Source organism: Pseudoalteromonas sp. TB64, from assembly GCF_000498095.1.
In the GTDB taxonomy this organism is placed as follows: Bacteria; Pseudomonadota; Gammaproteobacteria; order Enterobacterales; family Alteromonadaceae; genus Pseudoalteromonas.
In genome coordinates this window covers 1-22,874 of record NZ_AUTQ01000172.1, presented here as the reverse complement: position 1 = coordinate 22,874, position 22,874 = coordinate 1, and the positions used below count along the sequence as shown (strand labels likewise).

The window sequence follows — 22,874 nt, the reverse complement described above, 5'->3', positions numbered from 1 at the left end:
TAGGGCGTGTTGATCTTTGCGGTATAAAAAACAAACAGCATGAGGATAAGGTATAATTGAATTCGCTAAAAAACGTTACACCGAACCCTCATGCCAAGATTAATGTTAACAGACGCGACATGGAATGTCTTATCAAAAGTAATGCACTTAAGTGGTCGAATTTATAATAAGCCTGAGCATAGAAAAACGCTCGAAGGCATACTCTATAAGATGCGTACCGGTATTCCTTGGCGAGATTTACCGTCTTATTTCGGCTCGTGGAGTGCTATCTATAGACGATTTAATTTATGGTCCAAAAAAGATATTTTGAATGAATTATTTCGTGTGTTATCCCACTATGCTGATATGGATTGGATCTTTATTGATGGCAGTATTGTCAGGGCTCACCAGCATAGTTGCGGTGCAAGAACCGCTGGCAATGAATCAATCGGTAAGAGTCGAGGTGGCAATTCGACTAAAATTCATCTTGCAGTAGATAGCGGAGGATTGCCTGTTTATTATGAATTATCCTGTGGAAATACGCATGATATCGTCCATGCAGAGTCACTTGTAGACAATTGCCCAACGAGTAATGTGGTTGTCGCAGATAAAGGCTACGATAGTGAAAAACTAAGAGAGTTTATTCGTGATAATAGCGCTACACCCGTTATTCCACGCAAGGATAACAGTTTAGTGGGTAATGAAGATATTGACTGGTGCATGTACAAATATAGGCACTTAGTTGAGAATGCCTTTGGTCGGATCAAACAATATAGAGGGATAGCTACAAGGTATGAAAAGCTTGAACGGAATTATCATTCCATGCTCGCTTTAGCATTTACTATGATGTGGCTACCAATGTGGGCTGATTAATATATATACTACAAAGATCAACAGCCCCTAGTGAAAATCTAATTAATAATAACTAACCAAGTAAAAGAAAATGCGATGAAAGCCCTTATTTATTATTCCCCTTGAGCATGATGCTACCAGCCTGTAGCTCAATGTTTTGATAGACGAGTAAACGATAAATGCCGAGTTTTATTGATTTATCGAGTCCTGAACTACAAAGTGAGGTAGGTGAATATTGGAATGTTGCTAAATGTTGCTAAAAGAGATGAGCCGGTATACCTGATAGAAGCCGCAAAGAAAAGTACTTCAGGTTGTGTTGAGTTATCTGTGCTAGTTAACTCACAGGGTAGTGCTCAAGGGGATAACACTATTTCGTCCTACCCTGAGGGAATATTTGATAAAAATGCAGCTGCGACTATGAATCTATGGCGTTGTGATCCGCAGCTCAAAGTACAAGTAAGCAACCTATATTAACTTATGCTCGAATGGACTTTATGGTAAGCCCAAAACCTAGTGATATAGAGTACCTAACGCATTGTCCTTGTGGAAAATAGAGTCGTAGTTAATAACGTATCAATATAAAAAAGCCAGGTACTTTTATTTACCTAGCTTTAATAATTATTACTTGCTTGCATACAAGTCATATTCGTTAAGTCTTAGTTTTCCGTCTTTATCTTGATCGTAGTTAGAAAAGCGCGACCACAGAGCGGGATCTGCCGCTGTTTCTGAACGTGTTAAAGCCCCATCTTTATTTCTATCTAATTTTTCAAATTGCTCAGCAATATCGTTACTTACGGCAAAACTTAATGTGCTAAAAATGCTAAGCGAAAAAAACGCTATATAGCTTATATTTTTCATGAAATTACTCAGTAGAGGTTATTGGTTAGATAATTTTTGAATTCGATTAGTGATATTTTACTGTCTTGATCTTTATCCCACATTACAAAAGTGTTTAGTAATTGTGGTTGAGCATCAAGTTCATCGTGAGTTAGGTATCCACTTTTATTTGAGTCTAGGTGGTCAAAGCGTTGCTTTACATCAAGAGCTGAGGCGCTAAAACTTGATAGCATTAAGATGCTTGATAACAAAGTAAGTATCTTCATGATGTTCCTTCCAAAATGCAGTATTTACGGTTTTACTAACGTTTATACTCATAGTGTTAAGTAAGTAACCCACTTTAGCGACACAAAGAACCTGATAACGAATCAAAAAATTTATACAGTTGTTCTATATAAAAAGCATTAAACGAGGTTAACGAGGCTTTAGATCACTAAAACAGTCAATATTTAAATTTAATTAATATTAAATACTTAGCTTTAAGCTAGAAGGGATAAAGCACTTGCCATAATTTAACTCCCAACATTAAATCCTTTTACACACTCCCTCAGGGATTATGGCAAATACTTTAAGTTCACTTTACTAGGTAGAAGCTTAAGTAAAACTTAACCTTAAGGTTTAAAGCTCTCAAATTCTTTTTTTGAGATCATTTCGTCGTCGTTTTCATCCAAATCAGTAAATTGTTTCATTACTTCTTTGTCTTTTTTTGCTTCGGTAATTGATATTTGCCCATCCATATCTTTATCTAAATGGGCAAAACGCACATTTGTTGGTGATGCAAGTACCGTGGCACTAATTGCTAAAAACATTAATGAAAAAGCGGCTATAAGTTGTTTCATAATCACGTTCCTTATTAAATGTGTTTATTGAATAAATTTTTTGAATTCATTTAGCGACAACAAACCATCTTGGTTTGTGTCTATTTGTGCAAAGTTTTCATGTAATACGGCGTCTTCGCCAGCTTCGGCTTCGTTTAATGTACCGTTACTGTCTTTGTCTAACTCGTTAAAAGTAGCTTGAACGTCCATAGCGAGTGCACCTGTGCTTAAAAAGCCCAAAGCGAGTAATGACGAGATTACTAAAAAGCGATTGTTCATAATTATTTCCTTATTAAATAAAGTTGTTATACCCATTACAAAAATGATGCCAAAAAGTATTTTTGTTTATTTTCAATCGGTTATGTCGGTAGTTAGATGTGAGTATGAAATTTTTACTGGATTTGATGTAACTTTTGTGTGCTTTTAGCAACACAATTTTAAGAGGTTTATACTAGGTATTTAAAATCAATGAGTTACGTTGTTGCAGTTTGGCGACAAGGTGTTTTTATTACGCGAACAGTTAATCGTATTAAATGTAATTGTTGATTCAGCTAGTGTATAAGGTAGACGCCTAATAATAGAATGCTTAACGTCAATGAGGATTAAACATAATGCCAACAACCATGGCTGAAAAATACAAAACAATGCTTAATTGGCGACCTAATTTAATAGGTCAATTTGTAATAAGCATGCTGTTGTCACTACTTCCTCTTTCGTTGGTTGTTATTGTATTTTTAAATGCGCTTAACAAGCAGTTAGACGTTACTCAACTAATAGTAAGTAATAACTACCAAGTCACTAAATCGTTCAATGCTTTAAAGCAAGAACTAAACAGCCTTGAGCGCGCTACAAGACAAAACTGGGTATTAAAAAGCGAGTCGCTCGATAAATTAATTGTTGATAAGTGGCAGTCATCTTTACAAAGCGTAGATGAACTAACGCTTATTAATGCAAGCCAAGATCATAGTGCGCAATGGCAGCGTTTAAGTAAAACTCTACAAGCCGCGCACGTACAACTCGTTGAAGAAAAACAAGAGCAGGCAGAATTATTTATGCCTATAAGTGATTTAATGGCGGAGCTTACACTGTGGTTACGTGATAAAAACGAAACCCAAATCACTGATAATAAAAATGAATTAACAAGCTTACAAACATCATTTATAAATTGGTTGGTAGCACTTATTCCACTTACTTTAATTGTAGGGGGCGGTTTTTTATGGCGTATAAGCGGTCGCTTAAAGGGTTTAACATCAATTATAGATAAATTAGGGCAAGGTCATTGGCAGCAAAAAATATCGGTAAAAGGCTCTGCTGAATTAGTTGAATTGGGTAATAAATTACAATGGGTGCAAGAGCAGCTTCATGTACTTGAACAACAAAAAGATACCTTTTTACGCCATGTAACGCATGAGCTTAAAACGCCACTGGCTTCAATGGTTGAGGGTACCGATTTACTCGCCGATGAAATAGTTGGTCCTATTACTGATGAGCAAAAAGCGGTACTTGAGCTTATTGCTCAATCAATGGTGCGCTTACGTACTATGATCGACAGTTTATTAAGTTACAACGCTATTCGAACCAGTAAAGATAGCTTAAGCGAAGTTGAGTTTACTTATCTTATTAATAAAATAAACAGTCACTTTGAACATCGTTTAGGTGCTCGAGAGCAAGCAATAAAGTGGCAAAATCACCTCCCTAATAAAACGCTCGCGTTACCGAGCGAATTAATTGAAATGATTTTAATTCAGTTAATTTCTAATGGCTTAAAATTTTCTGAAGATAAGCAAAGTGTCACTATTAATTTGGCACTTGAGCAAAACCAGCTTTGTATCGCTGTTACTGATGAAGGGTGCGGCATAAAAGAGCAAGAAAAAACTCAAATTTTTAGCGCATTTTATCAAGGCAAACACAGTAAAAATGTTACTCTGCAAGGCAGTGGACTGGGTTTAACTATTGTAAAAGAGTCTGTTGAGCAATTACGAGGGCAATTAGTGGTGGAACATAATGAACCTAAAGGTTGTCTATTTTTAATTAAAATTCCAATAACAACTATTCAAGGAGTTAATTAGCATGCGATCGCGTTTAATGACTATTTTATGTGTGCTTGGTAGCACCATCATTTTATCGGGTTGCGAAATTAACAACGCACAAGAAGATCATGTTTCTGCCTCAATAACGAAAACAACACCGGCACCAGTGATCGATACTCAGGTCACGACAGATAAAAACACTAAGCCAAGCCCTAAATCTCGTCCAAAGGACGATCCTATTTATCCACCAGCAGAGCAGGTAATTGCATGGCATGCAAATCAATGTGGTGGATTTAAGGTAACTCCAGTTAAGCAGGTTTACCTTGGTGAAAAAGAACTAAAAAGCTTTTTTAAATTTATGTGTTTAAACACCAGTAACGACCCTAATACAGTAATGACTAAATTGCTTAAACTCGACTTAGCCTACTTTTGGCCTGACGATATCAAGCAATATTTATGGTTGCAAAAGCAGCAAGTCACTATGCAAATAAATGCTAAAAAAGAGCAACAAGCTCTCAATAATAAAATGCAAGAAACCCTCTCGTCATTAGCGACCATAGAGCAACAGCTTTTATTGCGCGAAGAAACCAAGGAGTAGTAATAATGGCAGCAGCAAAACCACAAGGTGCAAAAGTATTATTAGTCGATGACGATGCTAGCTTATTAAAACTGCTCGCTATTCGTATTGAATCAAAAGGCTACGAAGTAACAACCTGTGAAAGTGGCTTAATTGCATTACAAACATTAAAAAGTCATGTTTTTGATGCTGTAATAACTGATCTACGAATGGACGAAATGGATGGTATGGCATTGCATCGTCAATTACAAAGTCGCTATCCTGCATTGCCCGTTATTATGATGACAGCACATGGCTCAATCCCTGATGCGGTCGAGGCAACCAAGCAAGGCATTTTTGCATTTATAACTAAACCAATAGATAAAGATGAGTTATTTGACAGCCTAGCTAAAGCGATAGAAATACATGGTGTTAATGCAGATGAAGTTGTACCAAAAAGTAATATAGTAACGCGCAGCGGTGCTATGTTGCATTTGCTAGAGCAAGTAAAATTGCTTGGACCGACTCATGTTAATGTATTAATTTCGGGTGCAAGTGGTACTGGTAAAGAATTACTCGCACAAGCTATTCATCAGCATAGTCATGTAAAAGAGGGTCCGTTTGTCGCTATAAACTGCGGCGCTGTACCGGGTGAGCTTTTAGAGTCAGAATTATTTGGTCATAAAAAAGGCTCGTTTACTGGCGCAATTAAAGATCATCAAGGTTTGTTTCAGCAAGCTGAGGGCGGCACGTTATTTTTAGATGAAATAGGCGATATGCCACTTAATTTACAAGTTAAGTTATTAAGGGTGCTACAAGAAAAAACTATTCGCCCAGTAGGCTTTCAAGAAGAAATTGCGATTGATGTACGTATAGTTTCAGCAACACATAAAAATCTACCCGATGCTATTTTAAACCAGCAATTTAGGGAAGATTTATATTATCGTTTAAACGTTGTTAACTTAAAACTACCGCCGCTTTGTGAGCGCCGCGAAGATATAAGTTTATTAGCACAGCATTTTAGTGCCAGCATTGCTAAACGTATGAACCAAAATGAAAAACGTTTTGCCAATGAAGCCATGCATGCATTAGTACGCTACGATTGGCCTGGTAATATTCGCCAATTACAAAATGTAATTGAGCAAGTAGTGGCACTTACACCAAGCGAAGTTATTTCAGAACATTTAGTATTAACAGCGCTGAATAGTAACGAAACAAACGTAGAGCCATTGTCGCTAAACGACGCAAAAAAAGAGTTTGAGCGCGACTACGTTATCAACACCCTAAAAATGGCAGGTGGTAATGTAGCTGAAGGCGCAAAGTTTGCTAAACGTAACCGCTCTGATTTTTATAAGCTGATTAAAAAACATAATATTGATGTTGATAATTTAGGTTAAGGAAAAGCATGCAATTATTTATGGTGTATTTAGGTGGCCGAATTCAAGGCTGCCACATAGAAATGCATGACATTCGCTTTGTGGTAGGGCAAAACATAGAGCAAACGTATACTAAATTAAAGAGCCAATGGGTAGGCGACAGAAGCAGTGTTCACATGGATAGTTACATGGCAATTAGTCATATTGACGGTTTTAAAGTAGAAGTAGTTGATACTTATGTTGAGCAAAATAAACAACTCTATTTTGTAAACCTAGGCGCTTACAGAAGCGATTCTATGGCTGAGCAACACGACTTTGCATTGTATGTTGCAAGTAGCAGTAATGAGGCTAAGCAACGCGCTAAAAATGATTTACTCGCAGGGCTTAGTCATATTCATAAAGATGACTTACACGACGTAGATGACTGCTTTGCCATTGATTTACTCGACAGCCAGTTAAACATTAAACTCACGCCTAGTGGGCAAGCTCAAGCAATTAAACCAGATTGGTTTGGGTACCACGTACTTTAAATAAATAGATCGCTCTAAAAAGATAAAGCAGGATTAAGAATCCTGCTCATTTTGCTCATCCTTTTCGCTTTTAGCCGCCATTTTAAACGCCACAATAACTAATCCAAACATGGCAAACGGCAAGGCGGCAAGCATGTATTCAACCATATTGCTGTCTTGAAAATTAGCTTGTAGTAAAAAGTGACCTGCCACGCACATTAAAATAACCACCAATAAAATAGGTAGTAACATGAGTTCTTTTTTTGATGAATGATTTTTCATTGAATATAAGGCTATGGCATTAAAATAATGCGTCATTGTAATGAGCTTACTTAAGCTTGGCAAACATCACAGAACTTATTAATTAATGATATGATTAGTGTCAAACAATTGGGCAAGTGTTATTGGGAATAAAGTGAAAAGTAACTTAAAACAGGTTTACCTAGTTGGTGGTGCTGTGCGCGACAAACTACTAAATATAAAATCAAAAGATAACGATTATGTCGTGATTGGTGAAACGCCAGACACAATGGAATCGCTCGGTTTTGTACCAATAGGTAGCGACTTTCCTGTTTACCTACACCCAAAAACAAAAGAAGAATACGCACTAGGGCGTACAGAGCGAAAGAGTGGCAAAGGTTATACCGGCTTTGTGGTTGATGCCAGCTCAACGGTAACGCTAGAAGAGGACTTAGCTAGGCGTGATTTAACCATAAACTCAATGGCGCTTGACGAAAATAATAATATTATTGACCCCTTTAATGGCCAAGCAGATTTACAAAGCAAAACACTGCGCCATACCACAGAAGCATTTGTAGAAGACCCTGTTCGAGTACTGCGTATTGCCCGTTTTTTAGCGCGCTATGGCAGTGATTGGAGTATTCACCCGAGTACGTACGCATTAATGCGTGAGCTTAAAAATAAAGGTGAGCTAAATCATTTAGTACCTGAGCGTGTGTGGCTTGAAACCGAAAAAGCACTTAGCGAAAAACACCCAGAGCTTTATTTTGAAGCACTACAAGGCTTAGGTATTTTTCCAGAACTTGAGCGTATGGTTGATGTACCGCAACCAGCAGCGCATCATCCCGAGGGTGATGTGTTTGTACATACCATGCTAGTACTTAGACGAGCCGCAGATTTAAATTTTAATTTAGAAACGCGCTTTGCTGCGCTTACCCATGACTTTGGTAAAGCACTTAGTTATAAAATACGCGGAAATTTACGTGGGCATGAACGCGAAGGCGTTGCAGTAGTTGAGGCGTTTTGTGAGCGCTTAAAAGTGCCTAACCGTTTTCGTGATATTGGTGTGCTCACCAGTGATAACCATACGCTTTGCCATACGGTCGATCAGTTAAGAGCGCAAACAATTCATAAGTTAATTATCACTAATCTAAATGCTTTGGTGCACCCAGAGCGTTTTATAGCGTTTACTCAAGCTTGCCAGTGTGATGCGCAAGGGCGAGGTGAAACACTTGTTGATAAGCCATACCCGCAAGCAGCTAAACTGCGAGAAATTCATACTGAACTACAAAAAATGGACAAAAAGCAGATAGTACAAAATGCACTTAAAAGCGGTAAAAAAGGTCCAGAAATAGGCGAAGAAGTAAGGCTTGCAGAAATTAACTGCATTAAAGCATTTTTAGAACGAGAGAAGTCTCAATCGTAATAAAGTTAAACTAAGTAGTGCGATACGCCTTGGTTTTTGCTCGCGTCGTGCTTTCTTAGTTCTTTGTAGTTAGTACTTTTTGGTTTTATGTTCTCAGACACAGGCTTTTTAGAGGGCCTATATAAATCAAAAATAAAATCTAATTCTTCACGCTCGAGTGGTGACTTCATGGTTATTCCTCAAATGTAATACTTTAATATGATTAGGGTATGGTCATTTGACTGAATAAAAAGTGAATAGTTACATTTGAACTTGCACTAAATTGTAATCGGCAGGTTTTACGGGGTGAGTAGAATTCAAGTGTTAATACGTATGTAGTTAAAGTTAATTTTAATGGCTGAATTTAACAAAGAAGATACAGCTTTATTTGGTTTATTATGTAATCACCATTTCACTACAGCGTTATCGTTATAAATAGCATGGTTGTAGATACGACCTTAGCTTAACTATTAACTAACGGCAGCGTTACGGTAAACACTACACCATCGCCTTGTTCGTTATTTTGCGCTGTTACGCTCCCTTTATGGTAATCGCACACCAACCTTACAATATAAAGCCCTAACCCTAAATGTGGCTGTTGCTGCATTTGCTGACTACGTACCGACACCATAGAATCAAAAATATGTTCAGTTAATCCTTCAGGTAAAGCGGGACCAGTATTACTCACTGTTAATATTGCCTTGTTTTCAATATGTTTAAGGCTCGCATTAATAGCAGTATTGGTTTCACTAAACTCCAGCGCGTTGTTAATCAGTTTATCAAGTAGCTGGGCTATAAATTCTGGTGCGCCTTGCATAGGCAATTTTTCTTGGTATAAATCAAGCGTAAATAACTGGTTTGGATAAGTAAGTTGGTAGCCCTGCATACAGCCATTTATTACTTTTTGTAAATCAAATGGCTCGGGTTCATTGCTTTGAATACTTTGCTCAAGGCGGGTAGCTTCGCTCATGGTGGTTATAATTTTACCTAAGCGTTCAACGCCTTCACTGGCGCGATCGAGGTATTTTTGACTTAGCTCATTTTGTGGCAAACTTTGTAAGTTTTCAAGTGATGAGCGAACTACCGCAACAGGCGTGCGCAGTTCATGCGATAACCGCGACGACATATTTTCTAAGTAATCGGTATAGCCACCAAGTCGGCTCACAATGTTTGAAAAACTACGCGATAGGTCGCCAATTTCATCGTTTGCGTCACTGTAATTAATACTGCCGGTAACACGCCCTTGTGCATCAATTGCTTGCTCAGCTGTATCGCGTAGTCGTCTAATACGGCTCGATATACGCGAGGCAAAAAAGAACAGGGTAACAGTGCCAATTAGCATAACGGCTAAAATAACGTTAAAGAGTTTTTCGAGCGATTTGTTACGCAGTGTTCGTACGCCGTTTGTAGTTTCCTCTGCTATTACCGCGCCAATTACTTGGTCTTGAATCCAAATAGGGTAAGCTGCCGATAAAATAACGGCTTTGCTGTCGGGGGTTAAGCGCCAAGACGATGCAGGTTGACCTTTTAATGCTTTAGCTAAGTGCGTGCCCTGCATAGAAGCTACATCGTGCAGGGTGTCTAAAAATTCATTTTCGGGACGCGTTAAAATTTTATAATACAATGGGTGCAAATACGTTTGTTCAAAGCGTTGCCATGTAGTTTCTGGTGGCTGATTTTTGAGACCGTCAGCCCATACGCCATCTGCATTTTGAATAGTGCCCGACTGCGCAAGTACACGATGATGGTTATCGACTACCCAAATACGGCTACNCTGTGACCCATACCTTTTAAAATACGGCTAATCTCTGGAGAGGGAACTAATACAGAGCCTAAATCGTTTGGGTTATTTAAGTTTGAGGTCGACATTATTTTTGGTTCTAACAAGGCATCTTTATTATCTACATCAACAATAGCAAAGCCAAGTTTGTTGCCCAACATGCTAATGGGAAAACGCAGCTCTACGTTATAACCTGTATTGGTACTTTCAAAATAGCCCTGAATTTTTGTAAAAGGTGCTTTGGTATTTGCATTAAACGCATTGACCCAGCCATCTTGGCGCGGTGCAATTATGTAGGTGTTAAATTGACCGTCTGGATTTTTTAAACCAATTTGTAAATAATCGTTATTGGTAATACTTAAGCTGTTTTTAGCGCGATAAATAAGTGTGTTATCAGTTACTTTAAATACGGCGTATAAATAATTATCAAACTTGCCAACCATATGATCAAACGATAAATCACTGGCTTGATGTTTACTGTCTGTTTTTTGCAAGTAGCGCTTATCGTAATGCCAAAACAGCGGTTGGTAGCTTTCCCAATCGGTGAGTTTACCATCTAGCTGAATAGGGTTTTTAAGGTTATAAGCGTATAAATCACGGCCTTTTACTACTTGATCTAAAAAATTAGTTTGTTCATCAAATAACGCAGGGCGTTCGTGTAATGCGGTCGCAAGTGCGCGAGTAGTACCTACGAGGGTTTTTTCTTGGCCTTGGCGTAAAAACTTTTCCATTTCCCACACGTACTCGTAGCCAAGCCACGGCAGCAAAAACAAAAAACATGAAAGTAATATAAATTTACTGCGTAGACCAAATCGTAACATTAGTGTTGTTCCCACCGGTAGCCCATACCATACACAGTATCTATGCAATCAAAGGTGCTATCGAGTGCTATAAACTTTTTACGGATACGTTTTACGTGTGAAGTAATGGTGCTGTCGTCTACATAAATTTTTGCATCGCTCATTAACTCATTACGGCTTTTAACATGCCCAGGACGTTGCGCGAGTGAATGCAGCATCCAAAATTCGGTTACGGTTAAATCAACTAATTGTTGTTGCCAAAATACCTGCATACGTTGTGTGTCGAGTGTTAATTGCCCGCGTGTTATGAGTGCGTTTGCATCAGCGGGTTGCTCAAGCGCTTCCATTCGGCGAAATAGTGCACCAATACGCGCAGCTAAATGAGCCAAGCTTATGTCTTTTGTTAGGTAGTCGTCGGCGCCCATGCGCAGGCCGCATACGGTATCTATTTCACTATCGCGTGCGGTTAAAAAAATAATAGGGAGTGTTTTAGAAAGTGATCGCAGTGTTTGGCACAGTAAAAAGCCGCCATCTATTTCATGACCCAAGCCAATATCAACAATGGCTAAATCGGGCAGGGCATTTTTAAATTCAGCTTCTGCACTGGCGCGATTTTCAAAGCCACTAACTTGGTAGCCTTGTGCGCTAAGCATTTCTATGTAGTTTTCGCGAATTGCAGGTTCATCTTCAATGATGGCTATTTTTTTCATTTTAATCATTAGCTACTCTACTGTGCTGTGCACTATAACGAAGTTTTTAAGCTAAGTAAGGTTAAAAAGGCAATTGCCTTTTTTTTGCCACAATTGCTCAGCAGTTTGCCATTTTTGCTCCCCTTTGTTGCCACTTGAGATTGTTTTAATACAAGCATCAAAACAAAACATCATAAAAGTAAAAAACAATTTTAAGGATCAAACTATGAAAAAAACATTAATAGCACTCACTCTTATTGCTAGTTTTTGTACTGAAGCATTTGCCTCAGCAGCTACTCATACGCCATCAAAAGAAGGACATAAAGAAACAGCTATAGGCTTAGGTACTGGCGCTATTATTGGCGGTGTAGTGGGCGGCCCTATTGGTGCTTTTGTTGGTGCATTTGCGGGTGGTTTAATAGGGGAGTCTAAAGTAGCCGACAATAAAATTGCAGAGCAAGAACGCGCAATCACTATAATGAAAGAAAAAACCAATGATTACCAACACGTACTTAATCATAACAACATGCTAGAGCAACAGGTAGAAGTGCTTGCCAATCAAAATGAGCAATTAACTCAAGCTCAAATTAATAACTTATTAGCAATGACAGTGCAGTTCAAAACAGGCTCAAGTGTTATTGCTTCGCATTTTGCGCTTCAGCTAGATCAACTAGTCGCCCTTTTGAATAACCAACCACAGCTTGCGCTTGATTTAAGTGGCTTTGCCGATCAACGCGGCGACGAGCAAGCCAATCTTTTACTTTCTAAAGCGCGTGTAGATGCCGTGCAAAGCTACTTAATAAAACATGGTGTAAGCCATAAACGATTAAGCACGCAAGCATTTGGCGAGCAACAAACATTGGCAAGTAGCAACACAGTAGAAGATAACTTTTTTGATAGACGTGTGACCCTTACCACTCGCTCAATAAATCCTGTAAATGGGCAAACTGCAAGTAACTAATTTAAGCGTTCGATGGAGTGATTTTATGTTGATATTGAGTAGACCAACCAAAGTGCTTACCCTTAAATGGGTAAGCCTTTTTATACTAAGTATATCTGTGATGTTAGTGAGCTTTAAAAACCATGCACAATCGCCTAAATTAGAACTTTTTGATAGTCAGGGCTTGCAAGTAAGCTCTGCAATAATTTTAAAAAGCGACGCTAATATGACCTTAACAGGTCTCATTAACCATGTTGTAGTAACGCAGACCTATCAAAACGAAAATCCGTTTGCAGTAAATGCTCGCTATGTATTTCCATTGCCCGATGAAAGCGCAGTACATGCGATGACGATGCGCATAGGGGAGCGAGTAATTAAAGGCGAGATTGATAAAAAAGATGAGGCAGAAAAAAAATACACTGAGGCTAAAAAAGCAGGTAAGCAAGCGGCTTTAGTTCGCCAACAACGTGCGAATATGTTTATTACTAACGTGGCTAATATTGGCCCCGGTGAGCAAGTAATTATTGAACTTGAGTACCAAGAAATAATTGATTACAGCAGTGGCACATTTGCTATTCGGTTCCCAACTACAATTACTCCTCGTTACCATGCAATAAATGGTGAAGTTGAGCAAAATAACACAAATAAAACATCGAATAATCCTGTGCCAAATGGCTGGTTAAGCCCTGTATATAGCACCCAAGAAAGTAATAAAAATGATGATAATGTACCAAGCAGCCAATTTAGTTTAAGCATTGATATAGATGTAGGCTTGGAGTTGGTAGATATAAACTCTAAGTTTCATAATGTTGATGTGCAAAATCCCGCATTTGGGCAATATAAAATAGCCTTAAATGAAGCAAATGCAGTTAACCGAGATTTTTTACTTGAGTTTAAACCACTGCAAAAAGATCAAGCTCAGGCCGCTTTTTTTACTGAGCAGTTTGAGAACGGGGATCGTTACGGGCTTGCTATGTTAATGCCACCAGGGGATCAATTTGTACAAACGCAGCGCTTACCTCGTGAAATGGTTTTTGTAGTTGATACATCAGGCTCAATGCATGGGCAATCTATAGAGCAAGCTAAAAAAGCATTATTTTATGCGCTGTCACTACTTGATAGCGACGACAGCTTTAACATTATTGGCTTTGATAGTGTGGTTAACCCAATGAGTGACAAACCACTTATTGCTAGTGACTTTAATTTGCGCCGAGCAGAGCGATTTATTTATAGTTTAAAGGCTGATGGTGGTACCGAAATACAAAGCGCATTAGATACCGTACTTGATGGAAGCCAGTTTGATGGTTTTGTGCGCCAAGTTGTATTTTTAACCGACGGTAGTGTCAGTAACGAAGATACACTGTTTAAAAACATTCAAAGTAAGCTAGGTGATAGCCGCTTATTTACAGTGGGTATTGGCAGTGCTCCTAATAGCTTTTTTATGCGCCGCGCTGCCGATGCTGGCAAGGGCACGTTCACATTTATAGGCAGCATAAGCGAGGTGCAGCCTAAAATGCAGCAGTTGTTTGATAAGCTCGCTCATCCAGCCATTACTAATTTAGCGTTAAATGATGAAAGCGGTAATGCATTAGATTTTTGGCCATCACCATTACCCGATTTATATTTTGGTGAACCGATTATGGTGGCAATAAAGCTCAATAACGTAAAAAATGTGGTACTTACTGGGCAAACTGCACAAGGGCCTTTTAGTATTAAAATAAGTACACAAAACAGCTCAAATGCAAAAGGCATAGCAAAGCTATGGGCTCGTGAAAAAATAAAGTCACTGCTTTTATATAACGAGCAAAATACAGTTAAAGATGAAGTACAAAAACTTGCACTAACTCATCAATTACTCAGTCCGTTTACTGCTTTTATAGCAATTGAACAAACACAAATAAAAGCAGTGGCAGAGCAAAGCGTACAAGCTACTAATGCAATACCACAAGGCATGGCAATGCGTTTACCGCAAACTGACGGGCAAAGTAGGCTACATATATTACTAGGCTGTATTTTATTACTAGGATTTGGCGCTCTTAAATTTAAGCAAAGAGCTAAATAAAAAGAGGCTTAAAATGAAAAAGTGGCTAAGTACGGGTTTACTAATATTAGGGTTAGGATTATTTGGACACGGCGCTTATATGCAGGCAAAAGCGTGGCTTGCTCAAGTACTAATTGAGCAAGCGTGGCAAGAGGCACTTAAAGCACCTAATACACAAGTAAAACCATGGTTTTATGCCGATACCTACGTTACAGCGCAGCTTAATTGGCCAAGCCATAATAAAACATTGAATGTGCTTGCTGGAGCGAGTGGTCGTAACTTAGCGTTTGCACCTAGCCAGTTTTTACCCGCAGGAGCGTTGGGTGGCAAAGAGTTTGGTAATAAAAAAGGCGCACTAATAGCAGGGCATAACGACACCCACTTTGCATTTTTACAAAACGCCAAAGTGGGTGAAGAGTTTACTTTGCAGTTACAAAGTGGGGAGGTACAACATTATAAAGTAACGGGGGTTGAGGTTATTCATCAATCCCAAAACACATTTTTACATACTCCAGGGCTTTATTTGCTTACCTGTTACCCTTTTGATTCACTTGCCTCTGGTACTGATTTAAGATTGCTTATATCTGCACAAATGTCTTCGCCAGATTCGCTCAGTGGTATATCAACCACAAGCTCTTGATGGCGCTGACTTACCATTACACCAATAAACACCACAAAGATGCTCAGCCATTGCCAAATGTTAAGCACTTCGCCCAAAATAATAGCTGATAAAATAAGTGTAAAAATAGGAATTAAATTGGAATACGCCGCAGCAGTTAATACCGACACCTTGCTAATAGCGTAGTTATACATGCCATACCCGCCAAGAGTTACACACGAGCCTAAGTACAAAATGCTCATAAGTGCGGTTAAGTCATGCTGGTTTTCGCTTGGTAGGTCGATAAAAAATAAAAACGGTGCAAAAAACAAGCTGCCACTAATGCCTTGCAGTGCAATGAGTGTGATAGGGGAATACCGATTAGCTAAATGCTTAATACTTACAGTATAAAATGCAGCGCACACCATGGCCATGAGTTCTAAAAAATTACCCAATAACGGATTAGGTGCTTGGTCAGAGCTTGGTGAAAGAAGAGTAAGTAAAATACTGCCGCCAATACATAAAGTAAACCCTACAACAATTGCTTTGCTTATGTATTCTTTAAGTAACACAAAGGCAAGCAGAGCAATAATAATAGGTAAGCACGACACAATAACACCCGCTTGCGAAGCCGAAGTATATTCCATTGCATGACCTTCAAATAAAAAGTACAAGCAAGGTTCAGCAAGCGACATACCCACTAAATACTTCCAGTCACCTTTTAAATACTCAAACCGAATAACATAACGCCATAAGCAAAGCGATAAAGCCAACGTAGTAAGCATGCGTAAAAATATCACCAATGCAGGGTCGTAAATGGCAATGGCGTACTTAAGTGCAATAAAAGAGCTACCCCATAAAAAGGTGGCAATAATTAAACATAAACTGGCAGGCATAGAGAGTAATTTACATAATTTAATAAAATCAGATCCTAGCATGAATATTTTTAACTTGTTCAAAAATACCGAGCTGGTATAAATTAATTTATCTTTAATAAATGATTAGTAAAAAACCCATGCAAAGGGAACAAGTAATAGTTGTAAAGCTTGGTACAAGCGTACTCACTGGCGGCACCGAAAAGTTAGATAAAGCACACATGGTTGAATTAGTACGCCAATGTTGCGAACTTAAAAAACAAGGTCATCACGTTATTTTGGTGTCTAGTGGTGCTGTTGCTGCTGGGCGCGAACAACTATTAAAGCCCTGCGGCAGAAGCTTAATTGATAAACAAATGCTTGCTGCAATTGGACAAGGTCAACTTATCCATATTTGGCAGAGCCTATTTGCTTTATACGGTGTAAACGTAGGGCAAATGCTACTTACTCGCGCCGATGTAGACGACAGAGAACGCTACTTAAATGCCCGCGATACACTCACTGCATTATTAAACTACGACGTTGTGCCAATCATAAATGAAAATGATGCAGTAGCCACGAGTGAAATAAAAGTGGGTGACAACGATAATTTATCGGCGCTTGTTGCTATTTTGGCTAATGCAAACAAATTACTGTTACTTACCGATCAAGAAGGGTTATTTACCAGTGATCCTCGCACTAATGCTGATGCAACACTTATTGGCGAAGTAACCCATATAAACGATGAGTTACGCCAACTTGCTGGTGGCAGTGGCACAAATTTAGGCACCGGCGGTATGGCAACAAAACTGCAAGCAGCCGACATTGCAAGGCGTGCAGGCGTTGAAGTTATTATTGCTAAAGGCGCAGGCAAAAACGTTATTTTAAAATGCATGAGTGACGAGTTACCTGGCACTCGTTTTTTAAAACTCACCGCTCCAAAAGATGGTCGAAAAAAATGGTTACTAGCAGGACCTAAAAGCACAGGGCAGATCACTATAGATGCTGGCGCTATTACAGCGCTGCAAAATAAAGGCGCAAGCTTACTCGCTAAAGGCGTTACTAATGCATTTGGAAGTTTTGAACGAGGCGATTTAATTGATTTAATAGACACTAAAAATCAAATAATTGCACGAGGCTTAACGCGTTTTAGCAGTGTTGAAGTAAATAAAATAAAAGGGGCGCATTCAAATCAAATTGGTGAGTTACTTGATTACGATAGCGGTGCAGAAGTGTTGCATCGGGATGATTTAGTTTTGCTTTAAAATACAAACTAAAGGGTTGCATTGTAAATATTGTCTAGTAATTTTATTTATATTGTCTAAACTAGTTGCAGTCCAATTAGTTTAGGCGATTTAATGCAAGCAAATCAATGTGGTCATAAGTGGATTGTTTCACTCACACAGCAAGAAGAAGAAAGTGATTTAGATTGCGCTTTAACTCAAGCTCTTAGTGACTTACTCGAAATTAATAATTTTGCTGCTTACATAAATAAGCACTTTTGTGCACTTGTGCCACCCACACTGATTACCCCTTCAAATACGTTAGAGCATGTGAACTCAAATCAAATCCCATATTTATTAAATAAAGCCACCCTAAATAAAGTAAGAATCAGCCACGCGCATGGTATTACGACTACTTATATACCGGTTTATCATTTAGACGATATTATAGGTATTTTAATTATAGAAACTGAGCAAGCGTTAAAAGAACAAACTTGTATGATGGCTCTGCATATTTTAAATATTTACGCCAATCAATTGTGGCTATTGCATAAATCTCGCCTAGACCCTTTAACAGGATTATTAAACCGCCAAACATTTGATAAAAAAGTAATGGAAATAGTGTCAGGTAATGGTTTTTTACTTCCCAGAGAAGGTGCTTGTAAAAACCGAGGATGGTTTTTAGCTATAGTCGATATCGATTTATTTAAAGACGTGAACGATAATTTTGGTCATGTAGTGGGTGATGGAATTATTGCCCAAGTGGCAAAGCTATTAAAAAGTAGTTTTAGAGTGGAAGATTATGTATTTAGATACGGCGGAGAGGAGTTTGCCATATTATTTCAGGCATCAACTCAAGTTGACGCTTACAATGCATTAAACAGACTTAGAGCTAATGTTGCCAAGTATTCCTTTGTACAGGTTGAGCAATTAACAATAAGTATTGGATTTTTAGAGTTACAAAATATTGATACGGTATCGCGTATTGTTAATCAGGCTGATTTAGCACTTTATCACTCTAAAAGAACAGGTCGAAATAAGGTAACCGCATGCAGTGAGTTAGTGCTTTATGAAGAAGAGGCAATAACTCAAGAGTATTGAGCTTTTTTGATTGTAAATTTGTGCTAAAATCTGGCTCCTTAAATTGTTGTAAGCAGAGCATAGAACATGAAATTAGTTCGTTGGTTTTTAGGTTGTATAATTTTATTCTTTAATTTTGTATTTACTCCTCGCAGTAAAAAGCGCGCAAGCGACGTGCAAGCGCAGCTTGATCAGCAAACCTCACAATTTAAACTATACCAATTTAAAGCATGCCCGTTTTGTGTAAAAGTACGCCGCGCCATTAAGCGCGAAGGCTTAAACATAGAAACACGCGATGCAAAAAGTAATGAGCAATATCGTCAAGAGCTACTAGAGCAAGGCGGCAGAGTTAAAGTACCTTGCCTACGCATAGAGCAAAATGGCCAAGTAGAATGGCTGTACGAATCAAACGATATAATTGCTTACTTAAACAAAGTAGCTGCATAAACCACTTTTACTATCTCACTTATTTAAAGAGAATATACCATGACAATTCGTACCCGTGTTGCCCCGTCACCAACTGGTGACCCGCATCTTGGCACCGCTTATATCGCATTATTTAATTACTGTTTTGCTAAACAACAAGGCGGTGAATTTGTACTTCGTATTGAAGATACTGACCAAGTGCGCAGCACGCCAGAATCAGAACAAGCTATTATGGATAGCCTACGTTGGTTAGGGCTTGAGTGGGATCATGGTCCTGATATCGGTGGCGAATTTGGTCCTTACCGTCAATCTGAGCGCAGCGATTTATATAAAAAATACGCACATCAATTAGTAGACGATGGCAAAGCGTTTTACTGCTTTGCAACAAGCGAAGAGCTTGACCAAATGCGTGAAGAGCAAATGGCTGAAGGCTTGCGTCCTAAATACGATGGTCGTGGTTTAAACCACACTGATGACGAAATTAAAGCAAACTTAGCAGCAGGTAAACCTTACGTTATACGTATGAAAATCCCAAGCGAAGGCTCATTTAAGTTTAACGACTACCTACGTGATGAAATTGAGATCCCGTGGGAAAACGTAGACATGCAAGTGTTATTAAAAGCTGATGGTTTTCCAACGTACTTTTTAGCAAACGTAGTTGACGACCATCACATGGAAATTAGCCATATTTTCCGTGGTGAAGAGTGGATTAACTCAGCACCTAAGTTATTAAAACTGTATGAAGATTTTGGTTGGGAAGCACCGGTACTAGGTCACTTACCATTACTACGTAATCCAGATAAATCAAAGCTGTCTAAGCGTAAAAACCCAACGTCTATTAACTATTATAAAGAAATGGGTTACCTGCCAGAAGCCGTACTTAACTACTTAGGTCGCATGGGTTGGTCAATGCCAGATGAGCGTGAAAAGTTCACACTGAATGAAATGATTGAAAACTTCGACATGAAGCGCGTATCGCTTGGTGGACCCGTGTTCGACGTAGATAAACTGAGCTGGTTAAACGGCACATGGATCCGCGAAAACCTAACTGACGAGCAGCTAATACAGCGCTTTGTTGATTGGAAGTTTAACGGCGAAATGCTCGCTAAAATATTACCAGAAGTTAAAACACGTATTAATACGCTGTCTGATATGGTTGAGCTTGCAGGGCACTTTGTAGGCGGAATTCCAACATACGATCCAGCGCTATTAACAGCCGGCAAAGCAGACGAAAACGTGATTCGCCAAGCGCTACAATTTTTTGTATGGCAGCTTGAAGGCTTGCGTAGCTTTGAAAAGCCAGCTATTTTTGCAATTGCAAAAGAAGTAGCAACATTCCACGAGCTTAAAATTAAAGACTTTTTAGAGCCAATATTTGTCGCCATTACAGGCAAAACATCAAGTACGTCAGTGCTTGATGCAATGGAAATATTAGGGTCTGACTTATCACGTGCTCGTTTACGTGTTGCACTTGCTCATTTAGGTATTTCTAAAAAGCAGGCTAAAAATATAGAGCGTGCGTACCGCGAATACCCAAGTGCATAATTGCTAAACAATGTACTTTTAAAAGCCGAGCTTTATTAAGCTCGGCTTTTTTGTGTTTAATCATTTTATATTAGTTTGATTGGCTATATGTCATGGTGTTTTAGTCTCGCTTAAAAACGAAGTAAGACCCAGCCCAATGATACAATAAGGCACATTAACAGTATGGAGGCAGTATGATTGCAACCGTTAAAAACAAAGCCATTTTTAGTAGTAATACATTTTCGATAAACCTTGTTACTTACCCAACAAATCACAGTGTAATGAACCATATTGATCCCGTGCAGCAAGGGCGTTATTACAAACTTAATTTTGTAGTAGAAAAACCTAAAGCGGGTGGGGTATTTAAATGCTCAAAATGCATTATTAACTTATTTAATCGCGTGTATTTGTTCAGACCCGATAAGTACGAACACAGCGTATCTAAAATTGAGTCTGGAAAGCGCGTATTACTTAGCTTTGCGCTTAATATATAATTTGCACTTTTACTTATTGATAGTCGTAAGCTTGTCCGGTGCATAAAACAGATAAGTCGCAATACGATACAGACGTTTCGCTACAAGAGTTAATAGTAAATGCATTGCCGCCTCTGCGCATGGCATCTGCTTTGAGTAAATCGATAGCATTTGATTTAGAGCGATTATAGCTTACATTATTGTTGCCTCTACCGTCGCCATCACAGCTTTCACCTTCTATTCGCCCCAAAAGTGTCGCACCACTTTCGTGCGCTTCTTGGTCACTATAAAACTGCTGCAAATCTCTTTTTTTAACGTAGGTGCCAATTTCTTGAGATAGCACATCATTATCTATATCGGTATGAAAAGTAATGCCTGAACAACCCGTTATTGTGGCGAGCACTGTTATTGCCATTATAAAACGCAGCATATTTATTAGTCCTTTAATTTATTATTTAAAATATAAATTACTATATAAATCAAGTGAGAACAATATTTGCTACTGCGTAAATTGTTAGCATTTGTAAATGTATTTAGGGTTTACTTAACATAGGGTAAGTAAACAAAAAGAAGTGACAAACATTAACTAACCAATGGCATAAAATAGCCCACTCCAAGCGCTGCGTTTTATAAAAAATATAGCCGTATCCTAAGCCTGCTATAAACGAGACAAGTACATAGCTAATGCCTCCAGCAAAATGCGCCAAAGCAAACACTGCAGCTGTTATTATCGGGGCAAGTAGTGCTAAGCGCTTAGGTGTGATTATTTGGCTAAGCTTAGTCTGTAATAACCCTCTAAATAAAGCCTCCTCAGCTACACAGGTAAATAAAAGATTGATAGCAATAAATGCTAACCAAAAGTCAGGAACTTTAGGGTTAAAGCTCACAAGCCCAAGTGTTAAAGCAGCTATAAGCGCAGCAAAAACGGTAGTAATAATTATTAAAACAGGTTGTTTAAAGTCTAGGGCGTGTTGATCTTTGCGGTATAAAAAACAAACAGCATGAGGATAAGGTATAATTGAATTCGCTAAAAAACGTTACACCGAACCCTCATGCCAAGATTAATGTTAACAGACGCGACATGGAATGTCTTATCAAAAGTAATGCACTTAAGTGGTCGAATTTATAATAAGCCTGAGCATAGAAAAACGCTCGAAGGCATACTCTATAAGATGCGTACCGGTATTCCTTGGCGAGATTTACCGTCTTATTTCGGCTCGTGGAGTGCTATCTATAGACGATTTAATTTATGGTCCAAAAAAGATATTTTGAATGAATTATTTCGTGTGTTATCCCACTATGCTGATATGGATTGGATCTTTATTGATGGCAGTATTGTCAGGGCTCACCAGCATAGTTGCGGTGCAAGAACCGCTGGCAATGAATCAATCGGTAAGAGTCGAGGTGGCAATTCGACTAAAATTCATCTTGCAGTAGATAGCGGAGGATTGCCTGTTTATTATGAATTATCCTGTGGAAATACGCATGATATCGTCCATGCAGAGTCACTTGTAGACAATTGCCCAACGAGTAATGTGGTTGTCGCAGATAAAGGCTACGATAGTGAAAAACTAAGAGAGTTTATTCGTGATAATAGCGCTACACCCGTTATTCCACGCAAGGATAACAGTTTAGTGGGTAATGAAGATATTGACTGGTGCATGTACAAATATAGGCACTTAGTTGAGAATGCCTTTGGTCGGATCAAACAATATAGAGGGATAGCTACAAGGTATGAAAAGCTTGAACGGAATTATCATTCCATGCTCGCTTTAGCATTTACTATGATGTGGCTACCAATGTGGGCTGATTAATATATATACTACAAAGATCAACAGCCCCTA

26 protein-coding genes and 1 pseudogene are annotated in these 22,874 nt (G+C 38.7%); 16 read left to right on the top strand and 11 right to left on the bottom strand.

Annotated elements, in window-relative coordinates:
- Positions 1-90: 90 nt before the first annotated feature.
- Together L647_RS0114455 and L647_RS1000000125635 are read left to right on the top strand one after the other, a co-directional pair.
- A complete protein-coding gene (locus L647_RS0114455) occupies positions 91-852 on the top strand; it encodes an IS5 family transposase (protein WP_024611512.1) in 762 nt (253 codons plus the stop codon).
- Between the two features lie 219 nt (positions 853-1,071).
- Positions 1,072-1,305: an energy transducer TonB gene (locus tag L647_RS1000000125635; RefSeq protein WP_050581990.1), complete on the top strand. Its 234-nt coding sequence runs from the start codon at positions 1,072-1,074 to the stop codon at positions 1,303-1,305.
- 147 nt (positions 1,306-1,452) lie between these two features.
- On the opposite strand, the gene L647_RS0114445 is transcribed toward L647_RS1000000125635, so the two are convergent.
- The 4 genes from L647_RS0114445 to L647_RS0114430 form a co-directional block, all read right to left on the bottom strand.
- A complete protein-coding gene (locus L647_RS0114445; RefSeq protein ID WP_024611705.1) occupies positions 1,453-1,689 on the bottom strand; it encodes an EF-hand domain-containing protein in 237 nt (78 codons plus the stop codon).
- An 8-nt stretch (positions 1,690-1,697) separates the two neighbouring features.
- On the bottom strand, positions 1,698-1,934 hold the full coding sequence (locus tag L647_RS0114440; protein WP_024611704.1) for a calcium dependent protein: 237 nt from the start codon (positions 1,932-1,934) through the stop codon (positions 1,698-1,700).
- Positions 1,935-2,279: 345 nt separating this feature from the next.
- Positions 2,280-2,507 (bottom strand): hypothetical protein, encoded by a 228-nt coding sequence (locus tag L647_RS0114435; protein WP_024611703.1) that lies wholly within the window; start codon positions 2,505-2,507, stop codon positions 2,280-2,282.
- Positions 2,508-2,531: 24 nt separating this feature from the next.
- On the bottom strand, positions 2,532-2,765 hold the full coding sequence (locus tag L647_RS0114430) for a cag pathogenicity island protein Cag25 (protein WP_024611702.1): 234 nt from the start codon (positions 2,763-2,765) through the stop codon (positions 2,532-2,534).
- A 332-nt stretch (positions 2,766-3,097) separates the two neighbouring features.
- Here L647_RS0114430 and L647_RS0114425 point away from each other — a divergent pair, with 332 nt between their 5' ends.
- The 4 genes from L647_RS0114425 to L647_RS0114410 are packed head-to-tail and all read left to right on the top strand — an operon-like array spanning position 3,098 to position 6,978.
- The gene (locus L647_RS0114425; protein ID WP_024611701.1) at positions 3,098-4,555 is read left to right on the top strand and encodes a HAMP domain-containing sensor histidine kinase; all 1,458 of its coding nucleotides are present in this window, start codon (positions 3,098-3,100) and stop codon (positions 4,553-4,555) included.
- A gap of 1 nt (position 4,556) precedes the next feature.
- A complete protein-coding gene (locus L647_RS0114420) occupies positions 4,557-5,114 on the top strand; it encodes a hypothetical protein (protein ID WP_024611700.1) in 558 nt (185 codons plus the stop codon).
- Between the two features lie 5 nt (positions 5,115-5,119).
- On the top strand, positions 5,120-6,469 hold the full coding sequence (locus tag L647_RS0114415) for a sigma 54-interacting transcriptional regulator (protein WP_024611699.1): 1,350 nt from the start codon (positions 5,120-5,122) through the stop codon (positions 6,467-6,469).
- A gap of 8 nt (positions 6,470-6,477) precedes the next feature.
- The gene (locus L647_RS0114410; protein WP_024611698.1) at positions 6,478-6,978 is read left to right on the top strand and encodes a DUF1543 domain-containing protein; all 501 of its coding nucleotides are present in this window, start codon (positions 6,478-6,480) and stop codon (positions 6,976-6,978) included.
- Between the two features lie 33 nt (positions 6,979-7,011).
- Here the strand turns inward: L647_RS0114410 and L647_RS0114405 are convergent, their stop codons facing one another.
- Positions 7,012-7,239 carry a hypothetical protein gene (locus L647_RS0114405; protein WP_024611697.1) on the bottom strand — a complete coding sequence of 76 codons (228 nt, stop codon included), beginning with the start codon at positions 7,237-7,239 and terminating at the stop codon, positions 7,012-7,014.
- 133 nt (positions 7,240-7,372) lie between these two features.
- Here L647_RS0114405 and L647_RS0114400 point away from each other — a divergent pair, with 133 nt between their 5' ends.
- Complete coding sequence (locus tag L647_RS0114400; RefSeq protein ID WP_024611696.1) at positions 7,373-8,623, top strand: multifunctional CCA addition/repair protein; 1,251 nt, start codon at positions 7,373-7,375, stop codon at positions 8,621-8,623.
- 5 nt (positions 8,624-8,628) lie between these two features.
- Here L647_RS0114400 and L647_RS1000000126135 read toward each other — a convergent pair whose 3' ends face one another.
- The 3 genes and pseudogenes from L647_RS1000000126135 to pdsR form a co-directional block, all read right to left on the bottom strand.
- A complete protein-coding gene (locus tag L647_RS1000000126135; protein ID WP_173399991.1) occupies positions 8,629-8,793 on the bottom strand; it encodes a hypothetical protein in 165 nt (54 codons plus the stop codon).
- A 272-nt stretch (positions 8,794-9,065) separates the two neighbouring features.
- Positions 9,066-11,203 (bottom strand): annotated as a pseudogene (gene pdsS, locus L647_RS01000000124285) (proteobacterial dedicated sortase system histidine kinase).
- Positions 11,203-11,892 carry a proteobacterial dedicated sortase system response regulator gene (gene pdsR / locus L647_RS0114385; RefSeq protein WP_024611695.1) on the bottom strand — a complete coding sequence of 230 codons (690 nt, stop codon included), beginning with the start codon at positions 11,890-11,892 and terminating at the stop codon, positions 11,203-11,205. The pseudogene pdsS and the gene pdsR overlap by 1 nt, the downstream one beginning before the upstream one ends.
- Before the next feature lie 205 nt (positions 11,893-12,097).
- Here pdsR and pdsO point away from each other — a divergent pair, with 205 nt between their 5' ends.
- The 3 genes from pdsO to L647_RS1000000125375 are packed head-to-tail and all read left to right on the top strand — an operon-like array spanning position 12,098 to position 15,492.
- Positions 12,098-12,832, top strand: coding sequence for a sortase-associated OmpA-like protein PdsO (gene pdsO / locus L647_RS0114375; protein ID WP_024611694.1), 735 nt, complete (start codon positions 12,098-12,100; stop codon positions 12,830-12,832).
- Between the two features lie 31 nt (positions 12,833-12,863).
- Positions 12,864-14,873 carry a marine proteobacterial sortase target protein gene (locus L647_RS0114370; RefSeq protein ID WP_024611693.1) on the top strand — a complete coding sequence of 670 codons (2,010 nt, stop codon included), beginning with the start codon at positions 12,864-12,866 and terminating at the stop codon, positions 14,871-14,873.
- A gap of 13 nt (positions 14,874-14,886) precedes the next feature.
- Positions 14,887-15,492, top strand: coding sequence for a class GN sortase (locus L647_RS1000000125375; RefSeq protein ID WP_076917058.1), 606 nt, complete (start codon positions 14,887-14,889; stop codon positions 15,490-15,492).
- Here the strand turns inward: L647_RS1000000125375 and L647_RS0114355 are convergent.
- Positions 15,387-16,346: a DMT family transporter gene (locus L647_RS0114355; protein WP_024611692.1), complete on the bottom strand. Its 960-nt coding sequence runs from the start codon at positions 16,344-16,346 to the stop codon at positions 15,387-15,389. The two genes, L647_RS1000000125375 and L647_RS0114355, sit on opposite strands and share 106 nt — an antisense overlap.
- 119 nt (positions 16,347-16,465) lie before the next feature.
- Between L647_RS0114355 and proB the strand changes: the two genes are divergently transcribed.
- The 5 genes from proB to L647_RS0114330 all read left to right on the top strand — a co-directional run bounded on the left by proB (position 16,466) and on the right by L647_RS0114330 (position 21,051).
- Positions 16,466-17,569: a glutamate 5-kinase gene (gene proB / locus L647_RS0114350; RefSeq protein ID WP_024611691.1), complete on the top strand. Its 1,104-nt coding sequence runs from the start codon at positions 16,466-16,468 to the stop codon at positions 17,567-17,569.
- Positions 17,570-17,662: 93 nt separating this feature from the next.
- Positions 17,663-18,628, top strand: coding sequence for a GGDEF domain-containing protein (locus tag L647_RS0114345; protein ID WP_024611690.1), 966 nt, complete (start codon positions 17,663-17,665; stop codon positions 18,626-18,628).
- Between the two features lie 66 nt (positions 18,629-18,694).
- The gene (locus L647_RS0114340; RefSeq protein WP_024611689.1) at positions 18,695-19,054 is read left to right on the top strand and encodes a glutaredoxin domain-containing protein; all 360 of its coding nucleotides are present in this window, start codon (positions 18,695-18,697) and stop codon (positions 19,052-19,054) included.
- Positions 19,055-19,093: 39 nt separating this feature from the next.
- Positions 19,094-20,578: a glutamate--tRNA ligase gene (gltX, locus tag L647_RS0114335; RefSeq protein ID WP_024611688.1), complete on the top strand. Its 1,485-nt coding sequence runs from the start codon at positions 19,094-19,096 to the stop codon at positions 20,576-20,578.
- Between the two features lie 173 nt (positions 20,579-20,751).
- Complete coding sequence (locus tag L647_RS0114330) at positions 20,752-21,051, top strand: hypothetical protein (RefSeq protein ID WP_024611687.1); 300 nt, start codon at positions 20,752-20,754, stop codon at positions 21,049-21,051.
- A 13-nt stretch (positions 21,052-21,064) separates the two neighbouring features.
- Here L647_RS0114330 and L647_RS0114325 read toward each other — a convergent pair whose 3' ends face one another.
- Both L647_RS0114325 and L647_RS1000000125370 read right to left on the bottom strand, forming a co-directional pair.
- Positions 21,065-21,460, bottom strand: a complete 396-nt coding sequence (locus L647_RS0114325) for a hypothetical protein (RefSeq protein ID WP_024611686.1) — start codon at positions 21,458-21,460, stop codon at positions 21,065-21,067.
- Between the two features lie 103 nt (positions 21,461-21,563).
- Entirely contained in the window at positions 21,564-21,917 is a 354-nt protein-coding gene (locus tag L647_RS1000000125370) for a CPBP family intramembrane glutamic endopeptidase (RefSeq protein ID WP_253948887.1), read from the bottom strand.
- A gap of 165 nt (positions 21,918-22,082) precedes the next feature.
- On the opposite strand from L647_RS1000000125370, the gene L647_RS0114315 reads away from it, so the two are divergent.
- Positions 22,083-22,844: an IS5 family transposase gene (locus L647_RS0114315; protein ID WP_024611512.1), complete on the top strand. Its 762-nt coding sequence runs from the start codon at positions 22,083-22,085 to the stop codon at positions 22,842-22,844.
- Positions 22,845-22,874 lie beyond the last annotated feature (30 nt).